The following is a 15,731-nucleotide window of genomic DNA, read 5'->3' as shown; positions in this document are numbered from 1 at the left end:
GAGCAGGCGGGTCAAAATCCAGCATTCTAAAATTGAGCGGTTTGCCAACCCTAGGACTGACGTGAAATTCATCATCGACAACTGGTATTTGTTCTTTATCGCGCTGGCCTCCGGCGGCATGCTTTTGGTGCCGCTGCTCAAGGATGCCACCGGCGGCTCGCTGACGGCGGCGCGTGCCGTGCAGCTCATCAACCGCGAGAAGGGCGTGGTGATCGACGTGTGCGAGCCCGACGAATTCGCCGCGGGCCACGTGGGCGGCGCCAAGAACATCCCGCTGAACCAGCTGGAAGAGCGGCTGCCCCAGGTGGTCAAGAACAAGGCCCTGCCGATCGTGCTGGTTTGCGCCAAGGGTCCGCGGGCCCAGCGCGCCGTGGGCATCGCCAAAAAGCTGGGCTATGACAATGCCCAGGCGCTGGCGGGCGGGCTGAAAGCGTGGAAAGACGCCAGCATGCCGGTTGAAAAGGCCTGAGTTGGCCGCAATGTGTGCTGTGTAGCCATTTTTTGAGCAGGAAGGCCCTCCCATGCAAGCCGTGAAGATGTACACCACCGCCGTCTGCCCCTACTGCATTCGGGCCAAGCAGATCCTCAAGTCCAAGGGCGTGGAGGAGATCGAGGAAGTCCGCGTGGACCTCGACCCCGTGGCCCGCAGCCACATGATGGAAATCACCGGGCGCCGCACCGTGCCCCAGATCTTCATCGGCGACACGCACGTCGGCGGGCACGACGACCTGGTCGCGCTCGACGGCCGGGGCGGCCTGATGCCGCTGCTCGGCGGTGCCCAGGCCGATGCCTGAACTGCCGCTTTTCCGTTTCTGCGGCGCTGCATAATGCAGCCCCAAGTGCCCGCTGCGGGGAGCGTTTTCCCCAGCGGGCTTTGTTTTGTCGAATAGTGTTCTGACTGAAAGACCGACACCATGGCTACCGAAGAAAATCCCGTGTTCCAGATCCAGCGCGTGTACCTGAAGGACTTGTCCCTGGAGCAGCCCAACTCGCCCGCAATCTTGCTGGAGCAGGAACAGCCCAGCGTGGACATCCAGCTGGGCGTGGAAGCCACGCCGGTGGCCGATGGCATTTTCGAAGTGGCCGTGACCGCCACCGTGCAGACCAAGATCAAGGACAAGACCGTGTTCCTGGTCGAAGCCAAGCAAGCCGGCATCTTCGAGATCCGCAACATCCCCGAAGACCAGATGGGTCCGATCATGGGCATCGCCTGCCCGCAGATCGTGTACCCCTACCTGCGCGGTAACGTGGCCGACACCATCACGCGCGCCGGCTTCCCGCCTGTGCACCTGGCCGAAATCAACTTCCAGGCCATGTACGAGCAGCAGCAGGCCCAGGTGGCCTCCGCAGCGCCGTCGCCCATCATCACGCAGTAAGCAGCGTGCAGCGCCGGGAGGCCGTTGCGCCTCCCGCGTGAACCTCGGGCACACGAACGAATGAACATCGTCGTCTTGGGGGCCGGGGCCTGGGGCACGGCCATGGCCGTTAGCGCGGCAGCGCACCCATCGGCGCATGCCGTGACCCTGTGGGCGCGCGACGCGCAGCAGGTGGCCGGCATGCAGGCCACACGGCAGAACGCCCGGTATCTGCCGGACATCGAACTCCCTTCTTCCCTGGCGCTGAGCGCGGGCGACCCGTTGTCGCTGGCCTCCAGCGCCGATCTGGTCGTGGTCGCGACGCCCATGTCCGCGCTGCGCGGCATGCTCCAGGTGCTGAGCGCCCTGGACGTGCCGGTGGCCTGGCTCTGCAAGGGGTTCGAGGCCGCGTCGCCGGGCGGCACCGCCGTGGGCCTGATGGGGCACGAGGTGTGCGCGCAGGTTGCTCCCGGCTTGCGCAGCGGAGTATTGAGCGGCCCCAGCTTTGCGCAGGAGGCGGCCCGCGGCCAGCCGACGGCCCTGGTGGCGGCAAGCCCGCACGCCGCCGTGCGCGATCTGCTGGTGGACGCGTTCCATGGCCCCACGCTGCGGGTGTACGCCAACGACGACATCGTCGGCGTCGAGGTGGGCGGTGCGGTGAAGAACGTGCTGGCCATCGCGACGGGGCTGTGCGACGGGCTCGACCTGGGGCTCAACGCCCGTGCGGCCCTCATCACGCGCGGCCTCGCCGAGATGACGCGGCTGGGGCTGGCGCTGGGTGCGCGGCCCGATACCTTCATGGGCTTGTCCGGACTGGGTGACCTGGTGCTAACCGCGACGGGCGACCTGTCGCGCAACCGGCGCGTGGGCCAGGCCCTGGCGCAGGGGCTGACGCTGGCCCAGGCGGTGGATTCGCTCGGCCATGTAGCCGAAGGCGTCTACAGCGCCCGGACGGTGCTGGCGCGTGCGCGCCATCTGCGGGTGGACATGCCGATCACCGAGGCGGTGGTGGCGCTGCTGGACGGGCAGAGAACGCCGCGCGATGCGGTGGCGCTGCTCATGGGCAGAAGCCCGGTGGCGGAACTCTCGCGGCCTTGAAGGGCCTTTGAAAGCTCTGCCACCGGGCTTCTTTGCCCGTTGCAGGGGTTGATGCTCAGAGCACGCCGAATAGCATGAGCAGCAGCACGAGGGACAGTGGGACGCCGAGAAGCCAGAGGATGACAGGCATGGAAGTTCTCCTGAAGAGTGGTTGGTCGATGGATCAACCTTAAAGGCCACCCCTGGGCACCCCTGTGCGGCGTGGGCACCTGCGCGCGTAGTCCCGAGCCTACCGGCGGTGCAGGAGAGGCCGAGCCGCTCGCCTTCGCGGCGATGCACCGCCCGGTGCGGTGCGCCCTTCAGAATTCCAGGTTGTCGATCAGCCGCGTGTTGCCCAGCCGCGCCGCGCCCAGGGCCACCAGCGTGCCCGCACCCGCCGGGCCGCCGGCTTCGGGCGGCTGCAGGTCGTGGCGGCGCCGCACGGTGAGGTAGTCCGGTGCCCAGCCCTGGCGGCGCAGCGCGTCCAGGGCCTGGCGCTCCCGTTCGTCGGCGTCGCCCCCGCCCGCGAGAAAGCCGTCCGCCAGCGCGCGCAGGGCCTGGGCCAGCTGCATGGCGCGCGACCGCTCCTGCGCTCCGAGGTAGCCGTTGCGCGAGCTGAGGGCCAGGCCGTCGTACGCGCGCCGCGTCTCCCCCGCCATCACCTTCACCGGCAGCGCGAACTGCCGCACCATCTGCCGGATCACCATGAGCTGCTGGTAGTCCTTCTTGCCGAACACGGCCGTACCGCCGCTCGCGCCCAGCACGCAGGCGAAGAGCTTCATCACCACCGTGCAGACGCCGACGAAGAACCCGGGGCGAAAGTGCCCCTCCAGGATGTCGGCCAGCGCGGGGTCGGGATGCACCTTGAAGGTCTGCGGCTCGGGGTACAGGTCGGCCTCGCGCGGCGCGAAGAGCACGTCGCAGCCGGCCTCGCGCAGCTGGGCGCAGTCGGCGTCCCAGGTGCGCGGGTAGCTGTCGAAATCCTCGTGGGGCAGGAACTGCAGGCGGTTCACGAAGATGCTGGCCACGGTCACGTCGCCCAGCGGCCGGGCCTGCTCAACCAGCGAAATGTGGCCGGCATGCAGGTTGCCCATGGTGGGGACGAAGGCGGGCCGGCCCCGGCCCGCGAGGGCCTGGCGCAGTTCGGCCACGGTGTGTGCGATGAGCATGGGTCATCCCCGATCGGAAAAAGAGGGCTGCAGGAAAAGGAAGGTAAGGGCCGAAGGGGCGGCCCGGGCGCGGGCCGCCCTACCAGGCGTGCAGGGCGTCGTCTGGAAAGCGCCCGGCCTTGACGGCCTGCACATAGGCCTGCATCGCGCCGCGCACGCTGCCCGCCTCCTGCATGAAGTCGTGCACGAAGCGCGGCATCTTGGCCAGGTGGATGCCCAGCATGTCGTGCAGCACCAGCACTTGGCCGGCGGTGCCGCTGCCGGCCCCGATGCCGATGGTGTGGCAGTGGGGCAGCTCGGCCGTGAGTTCGCGGGCGAGCGCCGCGGGCACCATCTCCAGCACCATCATGGTGGCGCCCGCGTTCTGCAGTTCGGACGCCTGCTGGCGCAGGGTGCGCGCGGCCAGGTCGCCCTTGCCCTGCACGCGGTAGCCGCCCAGGGCGTGCACCGTCTGCGGCGTGAGGCCCAGGTGGGCGCACACGGGCACGCCGCGCTGCACCAGGAACTCCACCGTCGGCGCCGTCCAGCCGCCGCCTTCGAGCTTGACCATGTGCGCGCCGGCCTGCATCAGCTTGCAGGCGCTGCGCAGGGCCTGTTCGCGGCTTTCGGCGTAGGTGCCGAAGGGCAGGTCGGCGATCAGCCAGGCCGTGCCCTGCACGCGGTGCAGGCCGCGCGCCACGCTGGCCGTGTGGTAGGCCATGGTGTCCAGCGACACGCCCACGGTACTGGGAAGGCCCTGGCAGACCATGCCGAGCGAGTCGCCGACCAGGATGCATTCCACGCCCGCCGCGTCCGCCATGGCGGCGAAGGTGGCGTCGTAGGCGGTCAGCATAGTGATCTTTTCGCCGGCCTCGCGCATCTGCTGCAGGCGCGGCAGGCTGACGGGACGGCGCTCGGGCAGGGGCGAGGCGGGCGGCAGCGTGCCGTAGGGCGTCGCGGACGAGGCGGAGGCGTTGGGGATGGCAGTGGTCATGGGAATGGGCAGAGCCGGGCCGAAAGTGCGGCGAGTCTATGCGATGCCGCTATGCTTGCCGCCCATGACGAAATCCCCCCTTTCCCTGGACGGCGGCATCGCATCGCTGGCCCAGGACGACGTTGCCCGCGCGCTGCGCGAGGACGTGGGCGCCGGCGACCTCACCGCCGGCCTGATCGATCCGGCGCGCCGCGTGCGCGCCCGCGTGCTGGCCCGCGAAAGCGCGGTGATCTGCGGCGGCCCCTGGGCCGAGGCAGCCGTGCGGGCCCTGGACCCGGCCGCGCGCATCACCTGGCACGTGCAGGAAGGCGAGCGCTGCGCGCCCGACCAGGTGGTGCTGGAGGTGGAGGGCAGCGCCCGCGCGCTGCTGAGCGCCGAGCGCACGGCGCTGAACTTCCTGCAGCTGCTGTCGGCCGTGGCGACCAAGACGGCGACCTACGTGGACGCCGTGCGCGGCACGCGGGCGCAGATCGTCGATACGCGCAAGACTCTGCCCGGCCTGCGCCTGGCGCAGAAATACGCCGTGCGCACGGGCGGCGGCACCAACCACCGCATCGGCCTGCACGACGCGGTGCTCATCAAGGAAAACCACATCGCCGCCGCCGGTGGCGTGGCGGCCGTGCTGCGCGCCGCGCAGGCCGTGGCCGCGCAGGCGGCCTTCGTGGAGATCGAGGTCGAGACGCTGGAGCAGCTGCAGGAGGCACTGGATGCCGGCGCGACGATGCTGCTGCTGGACAACATGCCGCTCCCGATGCTGCACGATGCCGTGCGCCGGAACGCCGGCCGCGCCATCCTGGAGATCTCCGGCGGCGTGACGCTCGAAGGCCTGCGCGCCCTGGCCGAGACCGGCGTGGACCGCATCTCCATCGGCACGCTGACCAAGGACGTGAAGGCCATCGATTTCTCGATGCGCATGCAGGACATTGCCTAGCCGATCCGGCCATCCTCCGGACCTGAGATAACGTGTTGGCGCCGCGCCCTGCCGCCGCGGCCGAAAGACCCACCCCATGACGACCCCCACCGCCATCAAGGACGTGGAGTACGAGCAGCCCGAAGACGGCGCCGTCTGCTCCACGAAGTTCGCTTGGGCCCGCGTGCCCGCCGAGCCCTCGCCCACCGAACGCGCCGCGCTCAAGGACCGCATCCGGCGGCTGCTGCGCGAGAAGAACGCCGTCATGGTGTCGCACTACTACGTGCACCCGGACCTGCAGGACCTGGCCGAGGAAACCGGCGGGCTGGTCAGCGATTCGCTGGAGATGGCGCGCTTCGGGCGCGACCATGCCGCGCAGACGCTGGTGGTCTCGGGCGTGCGCTTCATGGGCGAGACGGCCAAGATCCTGTCGCCCGAGAAGACCGTGCTGATGCCTGACTTGGACGCCACTTGCTCGCTCGACCTGGGCTGCCCCGCCGATGCGTTCAGCGCGTTCTGCGATGCGCACCCCGACCGCACCGTGGTCGTCTACGCCAACACCAGCGCGGCGGTGAAGGCGCGCGCCGACTGGCTCGTCACCTCCAGTTGCGCGCTGGAGATCGTGGGCGCGCTCAAGGCGGCGGGCCACAAGATCCTGTGGGCGCCCGACCGGCACCTGGGCGCCTACATCCAGCAGCAGACCGGCGCCGACATGCTGTTCTGGAACGGCGCCTGCATCGTGCACGACGAGTTCAAGGCCGAAGAGCTGCAGGCGCTGAAGGCGGCGCACCCGCAGGCGAAGGTGCTGGTGCACCCGGAGAGCCCCGCCGACGTGGTGGCGCTGGCCGATGCCGTGGGCTCGACCTCCGCCATCCTGAAGGCCGCGCGCGAGATGGACGCGCGCGAATTCATCGTGGCGACCGACAACGGCATGATGCACAAGCTGCGCGCGCTCAACCCGGGCAAGACCTTCCACGAAGCCCCCACGGCCGGCAACAGCGCCACCTGCAAAAGCTGCGCGCACTGCCCCTGGATGGCCATGAACGGCCTGGCCGACGTGGCCCGCGTGCTGGAGACGGGTGCCAACGCCATCCACGTGGACCCGGCGCTCATCCCGCGCGCGCGCCAGCCCATCGACCGCATGCTGGCCTTCACCGCCGCGCTCAAGGGCGGGCAGCCCCTGGGCGCGCTGGTGCCCCACATCGGCGCGGCATGACGCGCACCGCCATGGAATCCGTTTGCTATTAATTTAATAGCGATTCAGGCATGATTTTCTAAGGCATGGGCCTGTTTTGACGTGAATTTCAGGATCGACTTCTCCGACCCGCGCCACCCGGCCGGGCCGCGCTTGCGCCATGCGTTCGGCACGCCGCGCCGCACGCTGGTGGCCCAGGCGCCGCACGAGGTGCGCGCCGTGCTGGACGCGGCGGAGGCCGAGGCGCGCGCCGGGGCCTGGTGCCTGGGCTACCTGCGCTACGAGGCGGCCGGCGCGTTCGACGCCGCGCTGCGCACGCACCCGGCCGACGGGCCCCTGGCATGGTTCGCCGTGTTCGACCGGGCCTTGCCCTGGCCCGATCCCCCAGTTTCCCCCGGCGATGGCGATGGTGGCGGCGCGGGAGCGCCCACGGTGGACTGGCACACCCGCCCGCAGCGCGCCGCGTTCGAGGCCGCCCTTGCCCACCTTCACCAGGCCATCGCGGCCGGCGAGTTCTACCAGGTCAACTACACCGCGCCGATCCGGGGCACCGTGTCGCCGGTGGGCGGGGCGCAGGCGGCGCTGCCGCTGTTCGCCGCGCTGCAGCGCGCCCAGCCGGGCGGCTATGCCGCGTGCATCGACGGTGGTGCCGAGCAGATCCTGTCCGTCTCGCCCGAGCTGTTCTTCGACTGGCGCGGGGGCTCGCTGCTGGCGCGGCCCATGAAAGGCACGGCGCCGCGCGGCGCCACGGCCGAGGACGATGCCGCGCAGGCCGCCGCGCTGCGCGCCTCGCCCAAGGAGCGCGCCGAGAACGTGATGATCGTGGACCTGCTGCGCAACGACCTCTCGCGCATCGCCGAGCCGCACAGCGTGCGCGTGCCCGCGCTGTTCCACACCGAGGCGCTGCCGGCCGTGTGGCAGATGACGTCCGACGTCGAGGCCAGCACCCGCGCCGGCACCACGCTGGCCGACGTGTTCGCCGCGTTGTTCCCGTGCGGCTCCATCACCGGGGCGCCCAAGGTGCGGGCGATGCAGGCCATCCACGCGCTGGAGCCCGCGCCGCGCGGCGTGTACTGCGGCGCGGTGGGCATCGTGCGGCCGGACGGTGAGGGCGCCGTGGCCGCCACCTTCAACGTGCCCATCCGTACCGTGACGCTGCGCGGCCAGGACGCGCGGTGCGGCATCGGCAGCGGCATCACCTCCGGCGCCCAGGCCGCGGCGGAGTGGCAGGAGTGGCAGCACAAGAGCGCCTTCCTGCAGCGCGCCAGCGCCCCGTTCGACCTGCTGGAAACCCTGGCGCTGGAGGACGGCGTGCTGCGCCACCGCGCCGACCACGTAGCGCGGCTGGCCGCCTCGGCCGCGCACTTCGGCCATGCCTTCGACGCGGCGCGCGTGCACGCCTGCCTGAACGCGCTGGCCCAGGCCCACCCCGCCGGGCTGTGGCGCGCGCGCCTGCTGCTCGATGCGGCGGCCCACCCGCGCGCCGAGGCCTGGGCGATGGCCCCCACTGCCGTGCCGGTGCGCCTGCAATTGGCCACGCGCCCGCTGGAAGGCGCGCACGGCGAATTCGTGCGCCACAAGACCACGCGCCGGGCGCACTACGACGCCTTCACGCCCGAGGCCGAGGGCGTGTTCGACACGCTGTTGTGGAACGAGGCCGGCGAGATCACCGAATGCACGCGTGGCTGCATCGCGGCGCTGCGGGCCGACGGCCGGTGGGTCACGCCGCCGCTGTCCTGCGGCCTGCTGCCCGGCGTGGGCCGCGCGGTGGCCCTGCGCGAAGGCCGGGTGACCGAGGCCGTGCTGCGCGTGGAGGAGGTGCCACAGGTGCGGGCCTGGGCGTTCGTGAACAGCCTGCGGGGCTGGCTGGACGCCACGCTGCAGGCCTGAAGCCGGCGGGGCCGAAGGCCCCTGGCTCTGGGTTGTGCTACTGATTTTGTAGCGGCATGCCCTAGTACTGATTGCGCTGGAGCCCTGTCAGGCTTCAAGGCAAATCAGGGGCTGCAGTCCGGGCCATCCCTCGGAGAACCGGTTCAGAGCGGGGCCAGGCCTGCTTCCTGAAACGAGCGGTAGATCTTGACCAGAAAGACGTGGATCTGGCCGTTGGAGGCGCTGATCCCCGGCAGCAAAGAAGCGAAGTCGAATTCAGGATGCTCTGCCGCGAAACGCAGGCTCGCGATGATGCCGGCGGTTTCGTCGGGCGTGTATTCCTCGGGCAGCGAGGCCAGCTGTTCGGCGGTCAGGCCCTGGAAGGCATCGAGGTCGCCGACGTAGTCGATCATGCTCAAGGGGATGCGAAGGAATTTGACGGTATCCATGTTTTTCTTTCCTGCTACTGAATCTTCTGGTCGACCACGAAATTGCTCAGGCCCTGGGAGCTGAGGTTGTGGGCCACTTGCTCCAGCTGGGCTGCGCTGGGGCGGTAGTGTCCGCTGTTGCGGGTCAGGGACTGGATCTCGCCGTTATGCACGGTGATCTCGCCCGCTCCTGCGACTGGCTGGCCGGCCAGGAAGCTCGAATGGTGGAACTTGCCGGGCGCATGGTAATTGGACGCATACAGGTTGCCATCGTGATCCATGACGAAGATCGCCTTGCCCGCGCCTCCGCCGAAGCATGCCGTCTTGCCGTTGCGGGTGTCGAACGGCTTGCCCTCCGCGTCAAAAATCTTTCCGTCTTTCACCGTCAGCTTGAATTGCTGCCGTTGCTCTGCATTGAGATAGGTGACGGACGTCGCCCACGTCTTGTTGCCCTGAAGGTGCTCGCCGTCGTACTCGGCAAAGAGGGCAACGTTGTGCTGGAACTTGGCCGTGGGCGGCACTGCGGGCGATGAAAGGCGCTTGTCCTCAAAGGGATCGACATGGGGCGTGGGCGGGTTGGCCGGATTCCAGATTTGCGGCGCTTCATGAACGGCCTGCGAGGGGGCAGGACCTGCCGTGGTGGCGCCTGGCAGCATGGAGGCCAGACCGACGGCGTGCTCGGCGGGAGGCCAGGGCGAATTCCCCGGTGCGCCCTGCAGGCCGTGGGGGGCTTGCTGCAGCACGGGGGCGAAAGCGGGCTGCGGACCGCCCGGGAACAGCGAAGCGAAGCCGGTGAAAGGCTGGTTTTGTGGCGGATGCAGCGGGTGTGCCGGCTGGGGCGGTGTCTGAAAGCCTGGGTGAAACGCCATGGTCGGGGCGGCCTGAGGCGGTGGATGACCCATCCAGGGCATCGCCAGCACAGGCTCTTCCTGTGGCGGCAGCGGCGCAGGTGCGGCCTGCGCTGGAAATCCTCCTTGCGGTGCGCTGGGTTGCGGCCGCGCCTGCGGCAACACCGTTGCGACGGCCCCGCCGTCCGGGAGCTGCGAGGTCGGTTTCATCGACTGCAGGACCGATGCGGCGCTGATGCGCCCCGGCGCGGTGCCGGCTGGCGCGGCAATGCTCGGCTTCTGGGCGGCAGAGAGCAATTTCATCGCATCGTTCAGCGAGATCTTGGCCCCACTGCTGAGTTTGATCTGGATGCGCGGCTGCAGGGAGGACGCGGTTTCCAGTTTGGGCCGGGGCCTGAGCGGCCCTGGCAATGGCGGCTCAGACGTGCCCGTAGCGGGCTTCTCTGGCTTGACGGCTGCCAGTTGTGCAGCCTGCAGCGCCGAAGGGCGTACCTGGGTGAGCCGGGTGGCGATCGCATTGGGTAGAGGTCTCATGGCAGCCCTGTGGCTTGGGTTTCCGAATGATCATCATCATCCGAGAAGCGCCATGGAATCTCTCGCAGGACCCGAATCTCCGATGGGGTTTGCGAAGCCGTCCTGACCCGGCAGGCGGGATGGCTCACCGGTGCGACCCACTCTCGCGCTTTGGACGGATCGCCCGGCGCAAAGTGATTTGCTACTTATTTTGTAGCAATATGCCCTAGTGTTGATTGCGCTGGAGCCCTGTAGGGCTCAAAGCCGCTTTTTCACGTAGGACCCGCGGTCCATGTCCACGATCTCCACGCTGAGCTGCACCATCACGCCTTCGGGCCGGGGCGTGAGGCGGCGCAGCACGTCGGCCACGCGGCCGGCGAGGTCCTGCTTGGTCTCGGGCGAGCGGCCGGACAGCAGGCGCAGTTGCGCATGCACGAACGCGCGGCCGGCGGGGGCGGTGCCGATCTCGAAGCGGTCGGTGCGCAGGAAGCGGGATTTGAGGTCCGCCTCGTCCAGGATTTCGGGACTGGCCGTCAGGGACCGGTTGAGTTCGGCCAGCATCTGGGCTTCCGGAAGGCCGGACAGGTTCTGGCTGACTTCGATGACGAGGTGGGGCATGGCGAATCTCCTGCGGGATGGATCAAGGGATGGAAGAAGAACGAAGGGCGGCGGTGCGGGAACCGGCGGCGGTCAGCCCCGCGGCGGCGCCAGTTCCAGCACGCAGCCGTCGCCCAGCGCCTCGCGCCACACGCGCACGCGGCTGGCGGGCGGCTGCATGCCATCGAGCGCCTGGGCGATGAAGCGGCACAGGTTTTCCAGCGTGGGCGTGCCCAGGCCCGGCACCTCGTCCAGCCAGTGGTGGTCGAGTTGCTCGCGCACGGCGGCCAGGCGCTCGCGCAGGTGGCCCAGGTCGATGACCATGCCGGTGGCGGGATCGCGCGGGCCGGTGACGGCCACCTCCGCGTGGTAGGTGTGGCCGTGGATGCGGCGGCTGCCCTCGGCCTCGATCTCGCGCTGCAAGGTGTGCGCGGCATCGAAGAAAAAGCGCTGGTGGACGGTGAACTGCATGGTCGGCGAACGGGCGGGAACGGGGCGAAAAAACGGTACGGAGGAAAAGGGCTCAGCGGATGCCCGTGAGCTTGTGGGTCTGCAGGCTCAGTCGCCACGCGGGGCGCTCCAGGCAGGCGGCGATGCAGCGCCCGGTGTTGGCGGCCTGCTCCGGGCCGTCCATGGGCTGCAGGAAGCGGTGCGTGAACTGCGTCTGCGACTCGAGCGCTGCCAGGTCGAAGCCGGGCTGGGGCCACACCAGCTTGAGTTCCTGCCCGCTGCGCTGCACCCAGGGCGCACCGGCCTTGGGGCTGATGCACAGCCAGTCGATGCCGGGCGGCGCGGCGACGGTGCCGTTGCTCTCCACGGCGATGCGAAAGCGTCGCGCGTGCAGGGCGTCGATGAAGGCCGGGTCCACCTGCAGCAGCGGCTCGCCGCCCGTCAGCACCACCAGGCGGTGCGCGGCATCGTGCGCGGGCCACTGCGCGGCGATCACGTCGGCCAGCGCGTCTGCGGTGGCGAACTTGCCGCCCAGGGTGCCGTCGGTGCCCACGAAGTCGGTGTCGCAGAAGCGGCAGACGGCGCTGGCGCGGTCTTCCTCGCGGCCGCTCCAGAGGTTGCAGCCCGCGAAGCGGCAGAACACGGCGGGCGTGCCGGCCTGGCCGCCCTCGCCCTGCAGGGTGTAGAAGATTTCCTTGACGCTGTAGGTCATGCCAGGGCCTCCACGGCGGCGGGCGCCAGCTCGGCCAGCGCCTGCAGCAAGCGGTCCACGTCGGCCTCGGTGTGCGCGGCCGACAGGGCGATGCGCAGGCGCGCCGTGCCCTCGGGCACGGTGGGCGGGCGGATGGCGGGCACCCACAGGCCGCGCTGGCGCAGGCCTTCCATGGCGGCCAGGGCCTCGTCGTTGGCGCCGATCACCACGGCCTGCACGGCGGTGCGCGAGTCGCCCAGCTGCCAGTGCGTGCCCTGCAGCAGCGGCGCGAGGCCGCCCCGCAGGCGCTGAACGAGGCGCGCGAGGTGCTCGCGGCGCGAATCCTCGGCCTCGATGAGCGCCAGGCTGGCCTGCAGCGCGCGCGCCAGCAGCGGCGGCGCGGCGGTGGCGAAGATGTAGCTGCGCGTCTTTTGCAGCAGCCATTCGATCAATGCGTCGTCGCCCGCGACGAAGGCGCCGGCCACGCCCGCGGCCTTGCCCAGCGTGGCCATGTACAGCACGCGCCGCGAGGCCTGCGCGCCGACCAGCCCTGCCTCGGCCAGCGCGCCGCGCCCCTGCGGCCCGAGCACGCCGAAGCCGTGCGCGTCGTCCAGCAGCAGCAGCGCGTCGTGGCGCTCGCACAGCGCCAGCAGCGCGGGAATGTCGGCCACGTCGCCGTCCATGCTGAACACGGCATCGGTGATGACCAGCTTGCGGCGCGCGGGGCTGCTGGCCAGCGCGGCCTCCAGCGCGGCCAGGTCGGCATGCGGGTAGCGGTGGATGCGGGCGCGCGACAGGCGGGCGCCGTCGATCAGGCAGGCGTGGTTGAGCGCATCGGAAAACAGCGCATCGCCCTCGCCCACGAGCGCGGGCACGATGCCGGCGTTGGTGGCGTAGCCCGCGTAGAAGTACAGCGCGCGCGGCAGGCCCACGAAGCGGGCGAGGTCGGCCTCCAGCGCCGCGTTGGCCGCGCTGTGGCCGCTCACCAGCGGCGAGCCGCCCGAGCCCACGCCGAACTCGCGCGCGCCCGCGCAGGCGGCCTCGGCCAGCGCGGGGTGGCCGGCCAGGCCCAGGTAATCGTTGCTGCAAAAAGCCAGCATGGGCGCGCCATCGACCAGCAGGTGCGCGCCGCCGGCCGGCACCACGGCGCGGCGCCGGCGGCGCAGGTGGGCGGCGTCGAGCGCGGCGATGCGTGCCGGAAACTCGTCGATCCAGGAGGCGGCGTCGGGGCGGGGGCTCATCGGGTCGTCCATGCGGCGGGAAGGTCGAAGGGCAGTGCACGGGCGTCCGGCACGGCCTGGTAGGGAATGTCGGCCAGCAGCGGGGCGCGCAGGCGCTGCGCGAGCCAGTCGAGGTTTTCTTGCGGCGCCCGCATGTGCGGGTCGATGCGGCTGGCGATCCAGCCGGCCAGCGGCAGGCCGCGCGCGCGCACGGCATCGGCCGTGAGCGCGGCGTGGCTGAGGCACCCCAGCCGCAGGCCCACCACCAGCACCACGGGCAGGCCCAGGGCCTGGGCGAGGTCGGCGCCGGTCTCGGTGTCCGACAGCGGCACGTGGAACCCGCCCGCGCCTTCGACGACGACCGCATCCGCCTGCGCCGCCAGCGCTTCGTAGCTGCGCACGATGTGCGCGATGTCGATGCGCGTGCCCGCGCGCTCGGCGGCGATGTGGGGCGAGAGCGGGTCGGGCAGCAGCACGGGGTTGTCCAGCGCCGCGGGCACCGCGATGGTGGAGGCGGCGCGCAGGGCGAGGGCGTCTTCGTTGGCGAGCTGGCCATGGTGCCATTCGGCGCCCGCGGCGATGGGCTTCATGCCCACGACGCGCGCGTGGTGGCGCGCCAGCGCGTGCAGCAGGCCGGCCGAGGCCAGGGTCTTGCCCACGCCGGTGTCGGTGCCGGTGACGAAGCAGGCGAATGCCGGGGTCGGGTTCATGGGGCGGTCTCCTCGGCCAGGGTGGCCTGCAGTGCGGCGAAGGCGGCATCGCCCAGGTGCTGCACGGCCTCGTCGTCTAGCACGTAGGGCGGCATGGCGTAGAGCGTTTTGCCGATGGGGCGCAGCACCAGCCCGCGCGCCATGGCGTGGCGGTGGTAGCGGCGCGAAAAATCGGGCAGGGAGGTCTCCACGTCCCACGCCCACACCATGCCCAGCCGGCGCGCATGGCGCACGCGCGGGTGCTGCGTGATGGGCGCGCAGGCGGCGTCGATGCGCCCGGCCAGCGTGGCATTGGCCGCGAGCGGGTCGAGCTGGTCGAACAGCTCCAGCGTGGCCAGCGCCGCGCGGCAGGCCAGCGGGTTGCCGGTGTAGGAGTGCGAATGCAGGAAGCCGCGGGCCACGTCGTCGTCGTAGAACGCGGCGTACACGGCCTCGGTGGTGAGCACGGCCGACAGCGGCAGCGTGCCGCCCGTGAGGCCCTTGGACAGGCAGATGAAATCGGGCCGGATGCCGGCCTGCTGGTGCGCGAACATCGTGCCGGTGCGGCCGAAGCCGGTGGCGATCTCGTCCACCACCAGGTGCACGCCGTAGCGGTCGCACAGCGCGCGGGCCTGGCGCAGGTATTCGGGATCGTGCATCGCCATGCCGGCGGCGCACTGCACCAGGGGCTCGACGATCAGCGCGGCGGTGCTCTCGTGGTGTTCGGCCAGCCAGACCTCCAGCGCCTGGGCCGCGCGCCGGGCCACATCCAGCGCGCTCTCGCCGGGCTGCGCGCTGCGCGCATCGGGGCTGGGCACGGTGGCTGCCAGGCGCACCAGCGGGGCGTAGGCCTCGCGGAACAGGGCGATGTCGGTCACGGCCAGCGCGCCCACGGTCTCGCCGTGGTATCCGCCGGCCAGGCCCACGAAGCGGCTCTTGCCCGGCCGCCCGGCGTTGCGCCAGCAGTGCGCGCTCATCTTGAGGGCGATCTCGGTGGCCGCGGCGCCGTCGCTGCCGTAGAAGGCGTGGCCCAGCCCGGTGAGCGCGCCCAGCCGCTCGGACAGCTCCACCACCGGCGCGTGCGTGAAGCCCGCGAGCATCACGTGGTCCAGCCGCGCGAGCTGGTCGGCCAGCGCGGCCTGGATGTGCGGGTGGCTGTGGCCGAAGAGGTTGACCCACCACGAGCTGATGCCGTCCAGGTAGCGCCGGCCATCGGTGCCGTGCAGCCACGGGCCGCGGGCGCTGGCGATGGCCACGGGCGGGTCGGCCTCGTGGCGCTTCATCTGTGTGCACGGGTGCCAGACGCTGGCCAGGCTGCGGGCGACGAGGGTGTCCTGGTTCATCGTGGGTGGCCTTTCACAGGGCCTGCGTGGGCACGTGGTGGCGCAGTTCCACCTGGCGGTTGGCGGCGTCCACGAACACCAGTTGCGGCTGGTGCGCGGCCACCTCGGCCTCCTCGACCTGGGCGAAGGCGGCGATGATGAGCAGGTCGCCCACGGCGGCGCGGCGCGCCGCCGAGCCGTTGACCGACACCATGCCGCTGCCGCGCTGGCCCTTGATGGCATAGGTGACGAAGCGCTCGCCGTTGTCGATGTTCCAGATGTGCACCTGCTCGTTCTCCACGATGTTCGCGGCGTCGAGCAGGTCTTCGTCGATCGCGCAGGAGCCTTCGTAGTGCAGCTCGCAGTGCGTGGCGGTGGCGCGGTGGATCTTGGATTTCAGCAGGGTGCGTTGCATGGCGGGAGGG

18 protein-coding genes are annotated in these 15,731 nt (G+C 70.6%); 7 read left to right on the top strand and 11 right to left on the bottom strand.

The features are described from left to right. Window positions 1-61: 61 nt before the first annotated feature. The 4 genes from M5C96_RS20600 (at window position 62) to M5C96_RS20585 (ending at window position 2,453) form a co-directional block, all read left to right on the top strand. Window positions 62-469 (top strand): rhodanese-like domain-containing protein, encoded by a 408-nt coding sequence (locus tag M5C96_RS20600; RefSeq protein ID WP_092741500.1) that lies wholly within the window; start codon window positions 62-64, stop codon window positions 467-469. Between the two features lie 52 nt (window positions 470-521). Continuing rightward, a complete protein-coding gene (gene grxC / locus M5C96_RS20595) occupies window positions 522-794 on the top strand; it encodes a glutaredoxin 3 (RefSeq protein ID WP_272565005.1) in 273 nt (90 codons plus the stop codon). Window positions 795-914: 120 nt separating this feature from the next. Beyond that, window positions 915-1,376, top strand: coding sequence for a protein-export chaperone SecB (gene secB / locus M5C96_RS20590; RefSeq protein ID WP_092741496.1), 462 nt, complete (start codon window positions 915-917; stop codon window positions 1,374-1,376). Window positions 1,377-1,436: 60 nt separating this feature from the next. Next, a complete protein-coding gene (locus tag M5C96_RS20585; protein WP_272565004.1) occupies window positions 1,437-2,453 on the top strand; it encodes an NAD(P)H-dependent glycerol-3-phosphate dehydrogenase in 1,017 nt (338 codons plus the stop codon). Between the two features lie 299 nt (window positions 2,454-2,752). On the opposite strand, the gene panC is transcribed toward M5C96_RS20585, so the two are convergent. Next, the gene (panC, locus tag M5C96_RS20580) at window positions 2,753-3,601 is read right to left on the bottom strand and encodes a pantoate--beta-alanine ligase (protein ID WP_272565003.1); all 849 of its coding nucleotides are present in this window, start codon (window positions 3,599-3,601) and stop codon (window positions 2,753-2,755) included. 79 nt (window positions 3,602-3,680) lie between these two features. Next, window positions 3,681-4,574, bottom strand: a complete 894-nt coding sequence (panB, locus tag M5C96_RS20575; RefSeq protein WP_272565002.1) for a 3-methyl-2-oxobutanoate hydroxymethyltransferase — start codon at window positions 4,572-4,574, stop codon at window positions 3,681-3,683. A 64-nt stretch (window positions 4,575-4,638) separates the two neighbouring features. Here panB and nadC point away from each other — a divergent pair, with 64 nt between their 5' ends. From nadC to pabB, 3 genes are all read left to right on the top strand, one after another. Continuing rightward, on the top strand, window positions 4,639-5,505 hold the full coding sequence (gene nadC, locus M5C96_RS20570) for a carboxylating nicotinate-nucleotide diphosphorylase (protein ID WP_272565001.1): 867 nt from the start codon (window positions 4,639-4,641) through the stop codon (window positions 5,503-5,505). A 76-nt stretch (window positions 5,506-5,581) separates the two neighbouring features. Beyond that, window positions 5,582-6,700, top strand: a complete 1,119-nt coding sequence (gene nadA, locus M5C96_RS20565; protein WP_272564999.1) for a quinolinate synthase NadA — start codon at window positions 5,582-5,584, stop codon at window positions 6,698-6,700. A gap of 81 nt (window positions 6,701-6,781) precedes the next feature. Beyond that, the gene (gene pabB / locus M5C96_RS20560; protein WP_272564998.1) at window positions 6,782-8,569 is read left to right on the top strand and encodes an aminodeoxychorismate synthase component I; all 1,788 of its coding nucleotides are present in this window, start codon (window positions 6,782-6,784) and stop codon (window positions 8,567-8,569) included. Between the two features lie 143 nt (window positions 8,570-8,712). Here the strand turns inward: pabB and M5C96_RS20555 are convergent, their stop codons facing one another. The 9 genes from M5C96_RS20555 to panD all read right to left on the bottom strand — a co-directional run bounded on the left by M5C96_RS20555 (window position 8,713) and on the right by panD (window position 15,721). Further along, window positions 8,713-8,997, bottom strand: coding sequence for a hypothetical protein (locus tag M5C96_RS20555; RefSeq protein ID WP_272564997.1), 285 nt, complete (start codon window positions 8,995-8,997; stop codon window positions 8,713-8,715). Window positions 8,998-9,011: 14 nt separating this feature from the next. Next, a complete protein-coding gene (locus M5C96_RS20550; protein WP_272564996.1) occupies window positions 9,012-10,358 on the bottom strand; it encodes a hypothetical protein in 1,347 nt (448 codons plus the stop codon). A 237-nt stretch (window positions 10,359-10,595) separates the two neighbouring features. After that, window positions 10,596-10,955 (bottom strand): 5-carboxymethyl-2-hydroxymuconate Delta-isomerase, encoded by a 360-nt coding sequence (locus M5C96_RS20545; protein WP_272564995.1) that lies wholly within the window; start codon window positions 10,953-10,955, stop codon window positions 10,596-10,598. Between the two features lie 72 nt (window positions 10,956-11,027). After that, window positions 11,028-11,405, bottom strand: a complete 378-nt coding sequence (locus M5C96_RS20540; protein ID WP_272564994.1) for a 6-carboxytetrahydropterin synthase — start codon at window positions 11,403-11,405, stop codon at window positions 11,028-11,030. 52 nt (window positions 11,406-11,457) lie between these two features. After that, window positions 11,458-12,096 carry a 7-carboxy-7-deazaguanine synthase gene (gene queE / locus M5C96_RS20535; RefSeq protein ID WP_272564993.1) on the bottom strand — a complete coding sequence of 213 codons (639 nt, stop codon included), beginning with the start codon at window positions 12,094-12,096 and terminating at the stop codon, window positions 11,458-11,460. Next, the gene (gene bioF / locus M5C96_RS20530) at window positions 12,093-13,316 is read right to left on the bottom strand and encodes an 8-amino-7-oxononanoate synthase (protein ID WP_272564992.1); all 1,224 of its coding nucleotides are present in this window, start codon (window positions 13,314-13,316) and stop codon (window positions 12,093-12,095) included. Before bioF ends, queE begins: the two co-directional genes overlap by 4 nt. Continuing rightward, on the bottom strand, window positions 13,313-14,005 hold the full coding sequence (gene bioD / locus M5C96_RS20525) for a dethiobiotin synthase (protein ID WP_272564991.1): 693 nt from the start codon (window positions 14,003-14,005) through the stop codon (window positions 13,313-13,315). The genes bioF and bioD overlap by 4 nt, the downstream gene beginning before the upstream one ends. Further along, window positions 14,002-15,327 carry an adenosylmethionine--8-amino-7-oxononanoate transaminase gene (gene bioA / locus M5C96_RS20520; RefSeq protein ID WP_272564990.1) on the bottom strand — a complete coding sequence of 442 codons (1,326 nt, stop codon included), beginning with the start codon at window positions 15,325-15,327 and terminating at the stop codon, window positions 14,002-14,004. The genes bioD and bioA overlap by 4 nt, the downstream gene beginning before the upstream one ends. Before the next feature lie 13 nt (window positions 15,328-15,340). After that, window positions 15,341-15,721 (bottom strand): aspartate 1-decarboxylase, encoded by a 381-nt coding sequence (panD, locus tag M5C96_RS20515; protein ID WP_272564989.1) that lies wholly within the window; start codon window positions 15,719-15,721, stop codon window positions 15,341-15,343. Window positions 15,722-15,731 lie beyond the last annotated feature (10 nt).

This window comes from Acidovorax sp. GBBC 1281 (assembly GCF_028473645.1).
Classification (GTDB): Bacteria; Pseudomonadota; Gammaproteobacteria; order Burkholderiales; family Burkholderiaceae_C; genus Paracidovorax.
The sequence above is the reverse complement of the archived record's forward strand: the minus strand, read 5'-3'. Positions and strand labels throughout refer to the sequence as shown.